The organism is Candidatus Bathyarchaeota archaeon, assembly GCA_023131225.1.
GTDB lineage: Archaea > Thermoproteota > Bathyarchaeia > Bathyarchaeales > SOJC01 > JAGLZW01.
This window is the reverse complement of the sequence record JAGLZW010000019.1, coordinates 1-13,202: the sequence shown is the minus strand read 5'-3', so window position 1 is coordinate 13,202 and position 13,202 is coordinate 1. Positions and strand designations below refer to the sequence as shown.

Sequence of the window (13,202 nt, the reverse complement as noted above, 5' to 3'; positions counted from 1 at the left end):
CCTTTTTTTCTATGCAATCGCGAACTTAGGCAGCCGTTAAGAACAATAAATATAGATTGAGTTACGATGAGAAAATCACTCTTGCGAGGCAAGTTGCAGAGAAGCTTGTTGATGCCTTCGGGCAAAGATTCCGCTGGTTTTGCTTGATGGCTCAGTGGAAAAGATACGGAGTGTTTTAAACTCGAGTGCGCCCTTAGTTTGTCTCTGTAGCGTCGTACTTTTGCCCGTCGTCTATGCAAATGCATCCTTTTTGGTTGTGTGGAACGTAGACAGTCACGGTGCCTATGGTTTCTCCGCCTCTTCCATCGCTGGCTACAAACGTGATCACGTAGACTCTACCATTGCCTGTTCCTAGTCGTTCGGCTCTTAAGCTGACTACGCTGGTTCCAACTCCATATGCATCTGGCGCATGTTTAGAGGTGGGCTCATCGCTTGTAATGCCGAGTATAGTTATTGTAATTTCGTCACCGTCTGGATCTGTGACGCCTTCGATGGTTACGTCAACGAATTTGTGGTTTGGCGACCAAAGGTATTCTATGCTTGGACGTGCGTCTGAAACATCTGGGGGACGATTACCCGTAAGACCTGCGAGCCCGTACAATGAGAAGTGCGATACGTAAGCCCAAACATAGCCCGCGTATTTCTTGCCATAAAGCTCAATATCCGTAGTGTTAACCCCAACGTCGATCACCCCATCCAAATATCCAGATAGTTTTGTCCATGAGCCAGTGGATTCATCGAAGAAGTACAGTGTTAACGTGCTTTCAAGGAAATCGTCAAGGTCGTTGGCGTCTCCGTCTCCAGTTCTATCCAGTTCGGACTCTGCGTAGTATATTTGGATAAGCGCTGCTTCTACGATCTCTGAGGTTTTGTTTTGGATGTCTTCGCTTACGTTTATTTGGAAGTACTTTCCTACTGCTTTTTCGTTGGAGGCTAGGCCAGATGTGTGGGTGAGTTCGAAGGGTGTTGTGGAGGCGTTGTATCTGTTGATTTCAACTCTTGGCTTTACTGCTTTTTCCAGAATGGCATTGATAATGGAGTCGGTTGCTTTCACCGTGTCGATTTCATCTATCTTGAAGAAATTATATGAAACGTCGGAGTGGTTCAAGGATCCTCCAGCAGGATAACTCACTGCTACGCTCATGTTATACTCAATTATAGCCGAGTTTGACAGTATTGTCACAGTTTTGCTTCTTAGGATGTCAAGCACTCTGACGTGGTCCATGGGGTAGGGATACGATAGCATTATTATCGTCTGAGTGTTGTTCCATAATCCGTGTCTAACTGCGAACCGATTGGCATCCGACTCAGTCATCTTTGTCAGGGCATCTCCAGAATCAAGCAGAAGGTCGTGGATGAGGGTTCCAACTGTTCCGTTTCCGTCGGGTCTTCCAACAAGCACTATGTAACGTGCATCTGTGTAGTTCATCAGAAGTTCATCTTTTGAGACAATTGTTACGTTGGTGTATTGCGCAAGTTTCCCTGCGAACTCGTTAGTGGCATTGTCTGGATCGAATGACAGGATTATGTTTGGCACATGTGTGCTGTTCGAATCAAGGTCTTCGCCGTCGGGTATGCCATCGAAGTCGCTGTCTCTGTTCCAAGGGTTGGTGCCCTTTTCCAGTTCTGTTGAATCCAAGAGCCCATCGCCATCTGTATCGTTAGACAGGGGATTAAGCCACAAGTTTACTTCAGTGCCATCGGAGAGGTTGTCTCCGTCAGTGTCGTTGCTCAGGGGATCCGTGCCTAGAAGTATCTCGTAGCCGTCTGGTAAGTTATCGTTGTCCGTGTCGCTGTTTTGCGGGTCAGTGCCTGCGGTTTTTTCATAGCCATCAAACATGAAGTCATCGTCTGAGTCTGGGTTGGTGAGGCTTGAATTGAAAAGTTTCTCCTCATAGTCTGAGAGCCCGTCATCGTCGGTGTCTGGGTCATTAGGGTCTGAGTTGAACAGGAACTCTTCGGGGTCTAATAGGCCATCGCCATCGGTGTCGATTTTTGTTGGGTCGCTGCCATATGTGATTTCGACGCCGTCTCCTAGTCCGTCCCCGTCTGTGTCCCAGTGGTTCGGATTTGTTTGTGAAGGGAATCCTTTCCATTCTTCAAAGTCTGTTAATCCGTCATCGTCGGTGTCTGGGTCCCTCGGATTTGTTAATAGACCATATTCCTGATAGTCTGTTAGACCTTCAGTGTCTGTATCATTTAGCAGAGGATCACTAGTCACTGAAATCGTGAAAGTGCCAGTTGTATTCGTGAAGACCACTGTCCAACCAGAATTTTCTTCGTCATTTTCTAGTCCGTCGCCATCCCTGTCTGGAAGGACATCCTCCCTGATTGGGCGGGTAGGACTTTGGGAAAACTTCTGTACCCGGCAGGCAGGCCATGTATTCGGTTGCACAGAGCCCCATGAAAGTACGTAGATGTTTCCTTCCGCATCAACGTCCAATCTGTAGGGGTCTACAAATTGTCCATCTTCGAGACCGTATTCGCCCCATGATGTTATGTTCATTCCGTTAGAGTCGAATTTGTGGACGCGATGATTATCTGTATCTGCAACATAAACGAATCCTTCTGAGTCAACTTCTACTCCTGTGGGATTATTGAAAGTGTATGGCAGGTCAGTGAGCCAGTTTCCATCAGTATCAAACTTTGCGATGCGATCTTCCCTGTCTGGGAAGTCAGATGTTGCTTTGTCGATGACGTAGACGTAGCCGTTTTTGCCATCAACTGCTATGCCAACAATTCTATTGAACTGGTCTGGAGCGGGACCGTAATTACCCCATGAAGTTATGAGTGTCTCATTAGAATGGTACTTCTCGACAATCATTATGTCTCGTTTTGGCCACCCAAAATCTAGAGCTCCTCTGGCAGCATATACATAGCCGTTTGCGTCAACATCTAACGCTATTGGCCGATCACCTTGACCCCATGTTTTAATCCAAGTTCCATTGTAGTCGAAAGTTTGGATGCCATAAAAATAGTGGTCGTAAACCCAAGTCCCAAAGAAATCGTAAACATAACCATTTTCTTCATCGACAGCGACAGAGAAGGGAACACCTATTTTGTCTTCCCATGTCGCATTTAAAGTCCCGTCTGAACTATACTTCAGAATTTCAGAGTCCTGAAGTAGTGCTACATAGACGGTTCCATTAGAGTCAACCGCCATATCACTCACAGTGTGTTCAATGTCCAAGGGTATTTCCCATTTAGTTTCAAACCAAATTTGTGTAAGAGACCCCTGTTTTGCAACATCTTTTATTCCGTCACCATTGGTGTCTTGAGACCGCGGATTCAAATCGCTCCAGTATTCTGCTTCATCATCCACTCCATCGCCATCAGTGTCCGGAACCCTTGGGTCAGAGTAAACACGCATCGTAAACGGTTTATTCTGATCGCCAGTATAGTTGAAGCCAATCATCCATCCTGCGACCTCCAAATAATCGGGGAGCCCATCGCCGTCAGTGTCCCTGTTTGTTGCGTTCGTGTCATAAACAAACTCAAACTTGTCAATTAACCCGTCACCATCCGTATCGTACTTCCTTGGATCAGTTCCAGTTTCAACCTCAAACTTGTCATTCAATCCATCAGCGTCAGTGTCATATTTCCAAGGATCACTTATCGTCTCGTTACTGTCCCTAAGACCATCACCATCGTGATCCAACGGTGTAACGCCTCTCCATCTCGCAAAATCATCAATGCTTCCAGGAAGCACATCATAACGCAACGTAGTGAAATGAGATGATGACACACCTGTTTGCAGGTCTTCATGACGACACCATTCCCAGTAAACCAAATAGAAAATGAAATGCTCCCAAATATGCCAAAGTCCATAATCAAAGTTTATCCGAACATTCACAGGAAAGTTGGGCATACCAATTCCAGGCTCTATCCAAGCACCTGTCTCATACTCCTCTGTCTTCCAATTGACTCCCTGCTCCACAATCCAAGTATCTTCTGGCGGAATCCCAGTCATACTCGTATTTGAGAAGGAACCCCTCGGAGCACTAATACTTAGGTAAGGACGATACCAGCTTTTCGCAGCCCACCCCGTCTCTCTACCAGACGTAACGTTAACCTTGCTTGTTGTTTGTACTGTAATACTGATGCGGTCTCCAACGTCAAGTCCATTATTGTCCTTGTCCCAAACAGTTACGTTGGTCACGTTTATGTCTTCCAACCAAGGCGTTACTACTGACAAGTCATCAGGACCAAAAAGATCCATCAGCCACCCCATCAAGGCATCTGAAAAACCGCCGAAAATGTCAGCTATGACAATAGTGAGCGAAATAATCCAACCAACATATGGGATTTGTCCAATGGCAATGAGAATACCTGTATAGATAATAGCGTAGGTAGCGGCGATCATGCCATATGATGCACCAATCGATTTACCCAGATGGCCCCCGATCTGATCAGCAATCATAAACCCTGACAAAATTGATAAACCTACATCCAGGATTACACCGAGAACTGCCAAACCCTTCATCACATTTTTCAGCACTTTTAGCCCTTTGATTCCAGCCCATCCCTGCTTGGCTTTAGTCAATTTGTTACACATCTTCGCCCAAAGTCTAAATCCGCCAGTCTTGCCTCCTGTCTTCAACATCTTCGCTATGGAGGCACTAGTCCAACCTTTCATTCTCAAGAACTTTAGAGATTGATACGCCTTCAGCCCTAGCCCTCCCCGAGCAGCAAGCATCAAACTCTCAAAGGCAAGAGGAACCGCCAAGAATGCCTCAGGAGCTTGAGCAACAATTTCTTGAGAACCCTTACTGGTGATAGACTGTTCGCCCGTGTTCCACATTAAAATCAGACTTGACGCGCTAAAACCTGCTTCTTCACTCAACTGCCAACCATCTACATGACGCATGATATCCTCTATCTCAAGTGCCACGTAGCCAGTTGTATTATAGAAGTTGGTCTTCAACATCCTCGAATTTATTAACGCGTTTTCTAGCTCAACAACCAAATCTACAGAATACCAGTCTCCCAAAATGTATGAGCTGGAAACAAGTTGAGACATCTCAACCATTGTGAGGTTCTCTTCAATACAGATAATTACAGGAAAGACTTGACTGTGAGGCAATGAACTCAAGGCTTGAGGTATCATAGTGTTGCTCATTTCCACGAGGGCCGCGTCCTTGTTCGAAAATGAACCAAGTAGACTTTCAACATTTACATTGTAGTTCTCAAGGATTGACGGCATGTCGGATAGATGTGTTGTTGAATTCCTCAGAAAATCGTAACCCAGCAACATGTTAGCCCTAATCGTTTCATCCTTATCCTCGCTATAGAACAACCCGAGATCCGAACCATAGCTTTCACTAATGGTAAACCCAGTTAACATAAAGGGCTCATTGTATGTAGCGAGAATAGTCCACTCACTAAGATAGTCCCTATCGACAAGTTCAAAACTTTCCATGTTCCCTATAGAATCGCTGCGGGCAACAAAAGTTCCGTCCGCTGCAACTGAAACATATTTGCCATTATACGCCTTTAGAGACACCGTGTCATTGCCTTTAATTAACTCGAAGGTCTGCATGCTGCCTATCTCATAGCCTTGTGCAATAATCGAACCATCACCAATCACAGAAAGATACGGTCCATCATGAACCTTGAGAGCCACTTTATTCTCGCCTAGTTCGATCCACTGTAACGTCTCAAAACTGGTAACTTGAGTTGCATTAGCAACCACAACACCATTGGACGCAACAGAAACATAGAATCCATCATATGTCCTTAAAGCAGTGGCTTTTTCATCATTGGACCCAATGACACGCCACATGAGTTCAGCATCCATCGAGAGAGTCATTGGAGAAGAAGCATTGTAGAATACTAGGGCAGTGAAGGCAACGATAGCGTCGTTTTCCCAGACAGGATACACGGGCACATGCATGCCATTATCGGTTACAAGAATTCCGTAGTCTGCAACATCTGATTGGTTCGGTGGGACATTAACAGTTACATTGAGTTGGGGAACGACTTTAATGTCTTCCTTTGAGTTGTCCATATCCTTCATGGAGCCTTCACGATCGTAAGGCCAGTCCCACAACTGATAGTAAAGCTTCAAATTCTCAGGGTTTCTAGGCTTCAACTGTAACGTTATGTAGGTTGGCTTGCCGCTCATGTTTATGTCAAAATGAAACGCATCGTGCATGCTAGACTTGGAGAAAGGCGACAGGTCGACTTCATCGTTCAAACCATCTCCATCATTGTCAAAGTCCCATACATTCGAGATGTTGTCACCGTCGATATCCAGAGAAGTCACGTTGCACACTTCGTTGTAATCGGGCAATCCGTCGCTGTTCGAATCTGGATCCAGCGGGTCTGAGTCATTCTGCACTTCATCGTAGTCATACAACAAGTCAAAGTCCGAGTCAGTGCTGTTGAAATCAGTGCCGATGACAGCCTCCACCGAATCTGGAAGACCATCACCATCGGTATCAGTCATATTCGTGGTTGCCTTGATAAGCTCTTCAACAAGCTCCCTCAAATTGGACCCAGTTCTTGGCGGAATTATAGAGCTCGCACTTGTCAACGTAGGCTGAACGGCAGCCTGAATGTCAACACCTGATAACAAAATTATTAGTGCAAAACCTACAAAAATACTGGTTGTTTTTTGCATACCAACTTCTCCCAAACATACGAGAAGAAAGAATAATCACGGAACCATAAAAAGCTATTTGGAGAATGATTATAGAAGACTATACCCCAAAAGTGGGCCGGGAGAGATTTGAACTCTCGACCTTTCGGTTATCAGCCGAACGCTCCAGCCATGCTGAGCTACCGGCCCGCAGTTCACTGTCGCGAAATTAGAATAAACTATTGCTAATTATAAGCATTTTCAGAAAGAAAATCTTTAATCACCTATTCTCTATCTCTCTGTGGGTCCGTAGCCTAGTCTGGATAAGGCGTCGGCCTTCGGAGCCGAAGACCAGGGGTTCAAATCCCCTCGGACCCGCTAGTTCTCCTGGCACTTCTCACCATAGTAGTTGGCTATGACGACAATATCGTATATATCGATTACACCGTCTTGGATTAAGTCTGCGCTTGGATTCCAATTGCCGTCGCCTGGTTTTGAGCCGTATGCTGCCGCCGCCAAGACAACATCGTAGATTTTTACTACTCCATCATTATCTAAGTCACAGAGGTAAATCCAAATCAGCTCTTGCAGGCTTAGTTCCAAGGTTTCTGCTTCCAGAATTTTGTCGTAAGCTTCAAGGTATCGTAGTTCGTCGTGAAGTTGAAGTGTTTCATTAATCTTCGCGTACACTTTGTGGAATTCTTCTTCTATGATGGATGTCGAGTTCTTGCGGCTATAAAGAGCAAGGTCTTCATCAATGTGCCCTTGCAAACCGAGAACCCTGAAATCGACCACTAGTCTTCTAAAGCAGTCCTTCCTCATCTGAGTAAAGAAAAACGAGTAAGGGTAGTAGCCCATAACATCGAAAGCAAAGTCTCCCGCATAGGCAACCCCATGAATGAAAGTGTGAGGAAAGCCAAGGTTGTGACCAGCTTCATGGATTAAAACCAGTCCAAGCCCGGATTTTGACGAAATTCCATCTTCTTGAAAATAACGCCCCACCTCTTTCATTACCAATATTTGTCCCACTCCACCTAACCCTGTATATTCTCCGCCGTAGATCATCATGCTCATATTCTTTTCTAAGAACACGTAGCCATTGATTACCACGTCAGCTGCGCTCAAGTTGAAGTACGTATTTCTGACACTGTAGAGACCGTTCCAAACTTGATATCTATCGTAGTATGTCCAACCGTTCTGTTTCTCGATTACCGCATCGTCAAAAATAGCTTCTAATTGAGGGTAATTGGAAAGATTTTGAAACTCCACTATAACTTCTACATCTATGAACGGCGCCAAATCTGCTATTGCCTCTTCGGCGAACGTGGAGTTAATTATCCAGCGCATGACCTCGTTTGAGTAACCGGAATCTGAAGCATTATTAAGGACAAGTACCTGAATTGACATGGATTCAGCTTTAGACGTATCGATGCTGGTCCAGAGATCAGGACCAAGCATGTTGTTACCGTGTCGTCTATCCATCCTGCGAGATAGTAGGCTAAATCGGTTTTTCCTTGGCTAGTGCCAACATCATGTGTAGCCAAGAATTCGTCCAAGTCTTCATAGTAGTAGTCATACTTGGGTCCGCTTACTGAAAGCCCCCACCAAATTCTCGCCCACGTAAGATACCATTGAAATGCAGAAGGGTCAATGAAGAAAACTCTGCTCTGAGAAGTGAAGCAAGCATAAGGAAACTTAACGTTTGGGTTTAAAGCATTATCCCATTCAAGTCTCCAGAAGTCACGCATGTTGTTTGCCTCAAAATCCAGCTCAGTGGTGTTATACCAGTGCTCTAAACTATGATCTGGCGAATCGAACTCGGTGAAATTCATAACGTAGAACCAATATGAGGACTCTAAACCCGCTACATAGGGATTTGCCGCAAACCATTCTTCAACCGCCACAGCATTTATCGCTCTGCCCGATTGAGACAGGAAAATCGACATTTTTGCACCTGTTACCTTTTGGGTTTGCAAAGCCGTGCCATTCAATGCTGACGTGGTATCCGTGCCATTCACAGAATTTGCTAAGATGAAAGTTCTCAACGTTGTGTAATATGAAGAATTCGCAAATCGGTAGCTGACATTAAAATTATAATGCATCGTATAATCTCCGTGGCTGAATTGATGGCTTTTCTGGATATTCAAATCGATGAAATTGGTGTCAACCACTTCTTCTTTGAAACCAACAAAAACAACGTTTATTGGGACGGTGTGGACGATAGTGCTTAGGTTTTGAGCGTCACCAGATCCTTTTATATTTCCGCCAATTGGGATTATTGGAATTAGCAGAAGAACAAGTGACAAAAAATAAAGCTTCTTCATCTCTCTATCATGAAACATACACACACGCTTTTTTATATTGGTTATGGAAAGCACCAAATTTTGCTGCGGTAACTCTTCAGGTGTTTGAAAGAATAGTTTAAAACATCTTCCCTTATCTTTTATTGAAGGAGTGGTTCGCGATTAAAAAAATCTATGTTGACTATGCCGCTACTACACCAGTTGACCCTCATGTAGTTGAAGCTATGAAACCTTACTTCACCAAATTCTACGGTAATGCTTCCTCCTTAAACTCTTTCGGTGCTGAGGCAAAAAGGGCCTTAGAAAAGTCCAGAGAGACTATCGCGAAGTTGATGAACGCTGATGCAGACGAATTGATATTCACGGGAAGCGCAACAGAAGCTAACAACTTAGTACTGAAAGGATATGCCTTCAAAGAAGGCAAAACCCGATGCCACATCGCTGTTTCAACAATTGATCATGACTGCATAATAAATTCTGCAAAATGGCTGGAAAAGCAAGGGTTTAGAGTTACATACTTGCCAGTTGATCAATATGGCTTTTTGAAAATGGATGCTCTTGAAGAGGCGCTGAAGGAAAACGTGACACTTGTATCTGTTGTCCACGGGAATAATGAAATCGGAACAATTCAGTCAATTAGAGAAATCGCGAGGGTATGCCATGAACACGGTGCCCTTTTCCACACAGACGCAGTTCAAAGCTTCGGCAAACTACCAATCAATGTCAAAGAGATGAACTTTGATTCCATGACAATCAACGCTCATAAATTATATGGGCCTAAGGGAGTAGGTGCTCTATATATCAACAAGGACCTTAAAATCGAGCCCTTAATACACGGAGGTGGACATGAATTCAGCTTACGGTCGGGAACAGAAAACATACCGGGGATAGTGGGATTTGCCAAAGCAGTGGAACTTCGAAAAAAAGAAATGAAGCCAGAGACAGAACGCCTTACCCACCTGCGTGACAAACTGATAAAAGGCGTGTTAGAAATTAAAGCCGCATACCTTAACGGGCACCCCACAAAGAGACTTCCCAACAACACTAATTTCCGATTCTCTTTCATAGAAGGGGAAGCCGTGGTTCTAGGCCTCGACACAGAAGGAATAGCTGCCTCCTCAAGATCTGCATGTTCCTCAACGTCTGGAGAGCCAAGTCACGTGCTTCTCGCTATCGGATTAAAACCGGAAGAAGCTCGTGGCAGTTTAAGGCTTTCACTTGGAATGTACAACACCGAAGAGGACATAGATTACATTCTCCAGGTATTGCCAAAAATTGTAGAACGACTCAGAGCGATATCGCCATTAAAACCTTAACCAAACATAAAAAATACCGAGAATACAGTACTAGTCTAGAGGCAATGGCAAGATATGTTAGATCTCAAAGTAGTGAGGATTGAGGTGGCAAAAGATTGCAATGTTATTCTAGGCATGGCACATTTCATAAAAACAGTCGAAGATCTTTATGAGGCATTGGTAGATTCTGCTCCAAACGTGAAATTCGGTATAGGTTTCTGCGAAAGCTCTGGTCCATGTCTGGTGAGGCGTGAAGGTAACGACGAGGAACTGAAGCATCTAGCTGCTCAAAAAGCATTCGAACTCAGCTGTGGTCACTGCTTTGTAATTTTCATCAAAAACGCCTATCCCATAAACGTCTTAAGCAAAATCAAAAATGTGTCAGAAGTGTGCACAATCTATGCCGCTACAGCTAATCCACTACAGGTTGTTGTTTGTGAGACTGGGAAAGGCAGGGGAGTATTGGGCGTAATTGATGGTTTGAAAAGCAAAGGAATTGAAACTGAAAGCGATGTGAAGGCAAGAAAGGAATTTCTCAGAAAAATCGGCTACAAGCTCTGACTCTTACTTTAATTTTTTGCGAACGCTATTTGTCTAAGCAAACGTTGAAGTTCAACGTCTCTTAGTAGGCAGTACTATTTTGGCGTTTTTCCATTGGTCTCTTATTATTTCGATATTTCCTTGGACATTTGCGTGGAGAGAATAGAACATATAGCACATGTAGGAGCAGCTTTTGCATTCTCTGTACATCTTTCTCAAGGTTTCAAATTTTTGGCTGTTCCATACTTCAGGCAAATCGAAGACTGTCGTAACGGGGTTTTGAAGGTGACAACCAGCTACCTTGCCTAGAGGGTCTATCGTGAAAAAGGATTGAAGAGCTTTGCATTCCCAAGGTCTTTGCCCATTTAAACATAGTCCTTTCAAGGTGTTTAGCATTTTTCTCGTTATTAGAATTCCTTGACATTTTTGTTTCTTTTCGACAAGCGCATCCCAGATTCTTGCGAGAGCTTCATTATCCATGATTTCAAGCTCTTTGTTTTTCTCTCCTATTTGAAACATTGGCTGGTCAAGAGCATCATGCTGATACAAACAATAAACGACTGGAATTCCCCTTTCAGTAAAATGATCTGTAAAATCCAGAATCTCATGTATGTTGAGTTGTGAAATTGTGGGCGAGACACCTACTGTGATTCCTTGGGTATGCAGAGTTTGAACAGCATTTAGCGCGTTTTTCCAAGCGCCGTGGACACCCTTCAGATAATCATATTTCTTCTCGTTCATTGTATCGAGAGATATGGCGACGAAATCCGCTTTCTGCAACGCATTTATCTTTCTTACCGCTTGGCTTCCATTGTCATAAATTGTTGTGATGAAGTATCTAGAGGCATATTCGATTATTTCTCCAATATCTTCACGTAGAAGGGGATTTCCTCCAGAGAGGACAACTTCTATCACTCCCATTTTGCGAAGAACATTTAGCCCCGCTATTACTTCCTCCGTGGAAAGCTCCGCTGTAGGCTTCTGATTTCGCCACACATCACAGCTTTTGCAGCGATAATTACAGCGACGTGTAAGCATCCACTGTACATGATGAGGCTTATTGAAAGCAAGAGAGCGTTTAAATAAGCTAAGAACTTTGCGTGAGGAGAGCCTCATACAGAATACTCCATTGAAGGTTTTTAATCTTAGGCTAAGTCGGTCGGTTATTTAAGCATAAATGTTATAAGTGTTTTGTTGACTGAAAGAACCTAGTAGGCCATTAAACATAGCCAAGACCACCGAGTTGAACATCCTAATGAATGTAGATGTGGTTGTCCTAACAAAAGACAGCGAAGAAACCTTAGGGAAATGTTTGGACTCCATTTACACGAATGTTCCGGTTAACCGATTAATTGTGGTGGACGGTTGTTCAACAGATAAAACGTTAAGGATAATTAGAAAGTTTAACAAAAAATACAATAATGTTGTTCTTCTCAGTGAGAAGGGAACGAGAGGAAAAGCGAGACAGAAAGCTATAGAACAAGTCATGACTGAATGGTTTATGTTCGTTGACAGTGATGTCATTTTGTGCAATGGATGGTTCGAGAAGGCGAAGAAGCTTCTGAAAGACGGTGTAGGCGCAATTTGGGGCATAGAAGTTTGGTCAGTACTGAAAAACACAACGATCTTAAAATTATTTGAAAGAATTACAATGAAGATTTTTGGCAAGAGAGGTGGAACCCACGACTTATTAGTGCGATATGAAGCGGTCAAAGATATTCATATCCCTTCTAATCTGCATATATATGAAGACGCTTACATCAAATCATGGATTTGTGAGAAAGGATACAAAGTGATTTCCGCTTATGAACCCTATTGTATTCACCACCGACCAACAATTGTCTGGACAATAAGGAAAAGTGTCTCCTTAGTTGCCAACGAACTTAAATTCGCGATTCGTTGTCCTCAGTTGTTGTTATCGTATGCTTTCTACGCAGTTATTGTTTTATATCAAAACTTGTTGCGTAATATTAAAGCCAAAAGTTAAAGCCCGCCCTGGTTGGAGAAAGGAAAAAAATTTTTACATTTGATTATTCTAGAGTTACATGGAAATCAAAGTTGTGCTGAAAGAGAAAATGCTTAACATTTGGTAGAAGAATTGAAATGACTGTTTCAGTTGTTATCAGATGCGCTGGACGAGAAAAACTATTCAGCGGTGTCTTAGATTGCCTGCTGCATCAAACAACAAGTCCTTCTGAAATATTGATTGTGATGGATTCTGAAAGTGAAAATGAAATACGGTTTGTGCGTAGAAATTTGGAAAACTATCCTGACTCCAAACTTCTAACTTTTAGACATGAAGATTTCTCACATCCATATTCAGTGAACCTTGGCGTAGCTTCTTCAAAGGAGGAACTGGTGTGTATCACTAATGGGCATTCTTTGCCTACATCATCGAGTTGGCTGGAAAGTGGATTGAAGCATTTTGAAGATGAAAATGTGGCTGGTGTAAGTGGTTTTTTCTTACCATCAAATAAAGGATTC

The 13,202-nt window shown here is 43.5% G+C and carries 8 protein-coding genes and 2 tRNA genes; 5 read left to right on the top strand and 5 right to left on the bottom strand.

Annotation, left to right across the window (positions count from 1 at the left end):
* Positions 1–193 precede the first annotated feature (193 nt).
* Entirely contained in the window at positions 194–6,622 is a 6,429-nt protein-coding gene (locus tag KAU88_04785) for a hypothetical protein (GenBank protein ID MCK4477824.1), read from the bottom strand.
* Positions 6,623–6,715: 93 nt separating this feature from the next.
* A tRNA-Ile gene (locus KAU88_04780) sits at positions 6,716–6,790 on the bottom strand.
* Between the two features lie 93 nt (positions 6,791–6,883).
* Between KAU88_04780 and KAU88_04775 the strand changes: the two genes are divergently transcribed.
* Positions 6,884–6,958: transfer RNA gene (locus KAU88_04775), tRNA-Arg, on the top strand.
* Here KAU88_04775 and KAU88_04770 read toward each other — a convergent pair.
* Together KAU88_04770 and KAU88_04765 are read right to left on the bottom strand one after the other, a co-directional pair.
* Positions 6,959–7,987 (bottom strand): hypothetical protein, encoded by a 1,029-nt coding sequence (locus KAU88_04770; GenBank protein ID MCK4477823.1) that lies wholly within the window; start codon positions 7,985–7,987, stop codon positions 6,959–6,961. It abuts the tRNA gene before it with no gap.
* Positions 7,915–8,886, bottom strand: a complete 972-nt coding sequence (locus tag KAU88_04765) for a hypothetical protein (GenBank protein ID MCK4477822.1) — start codon at positions 8,884–8,886, stop codon at positions 7,915–7,917. The genes KAU88_04770 and KAU88_04765 overlap by 73 nt, the downstream gene beginning before the upstream one ends.
* Positions 8,887–9,044: 158 nt before the next feature.
* Here KAU88_04765 and KAU88_04760 point away from each other — a divergent pair, with 158 nt between their 5' ends.
* The gene (locus tag KAU88_04760) at positions 9,045–10,199 is read left to right on the top strand and encodes a cysteine desulfurase (protein ID MCK4477821.1); all 1,155 of its coding nucleotides are present in this window, start codon (positions 9,045–9,047) and stop codon (positions 10,197–10,199) included.
* Positions 10,200–10,253: 54 nt separating this feature from the next.
* On the top strand, positions 10,254–10,739 hold the full coding sequence (locus KAU88_04755; protein ID MCK4477820.1) for an adenosine-specific kinase: 486 nt from the start codon (positions 10,254–10,256) through the stop codon (positions 10,737–10,739).
* A gap of 51 nt (positions 10,740–10,790) precedes the next feature.
* Here the strand turns inward: KAU88_04755 and KAU88_04750 are convergent, their stop codons facing one another.
* Entirely contained in the window at positions 10,791–11,756 is a 966-nt protein-coding gene (locus KAU88_04750; protein MCK4477819.1) for a radical SAM protein, read from the bottom strand.
* Between the two features lie 217 nt (positions 11,757–11,973).
* Here KAU88_04750 and KAU88_04745 point away from each other — a divergent pair, with 217 nt between their 5' ends.
* A complete protein-coding gene (locus tag KAU88_04745) occupies positions 11,974–12,705 on the top strand; it encodes a glycosyltransferase family 2 protein (protein MCK4477818.1) in 732 nt (243 codons plus the stop codon).
* A 116-nt stretch (positions 12,706–12,821) separates the two neighbouring features.
* The coding region (locus KAU88_04740) for a glycosyltransferase family 2 protein (protein ID MCK4477817.1) at positions 12,822–13,202 on the top strand (381 nt) is incomplete at its 3' end.

Excerpts from the sequence above, each read along its gene's own strand:
- KAU88_04770 (MCK4477823.1), bottom strand. The coding sequence starts at position 7,987 with ATGTCAATTCAGGTACTTGTCCTTAATAATGCTTCAGATTCCGGTTAC.
- KAU88_04755 (MCK4477820.1), top strand. The coding sequence starts at position 10,254 with ATGTTAGATCTCAAAGTAGTGAGGATTGAGGTGGCAAAAGATTGCAAT.
- KAU88_04785 (MCK4477824.1), bottom strand. The coding sequence starts at position 6,622 with ATGCAAAAAACAACCAGTATTTTTGTAGGTTTTGCACTAATAATTTTG.
- KAU88_04750 (MCK4477819.1), bottom strand. The coding sequence starts at position 11,756 with ATGCTTACACGTCGCTGTAATTATCGCTGCAAAAGCTGTGATGTGTGG.
- KAU88_04745 (MCK4477818.1), top strand. The coding sequence starts at position 11,974 with ATGAATGTAGATGTGGTTGTCCTAACAAAAGACAGCGAAGAAACCTTA.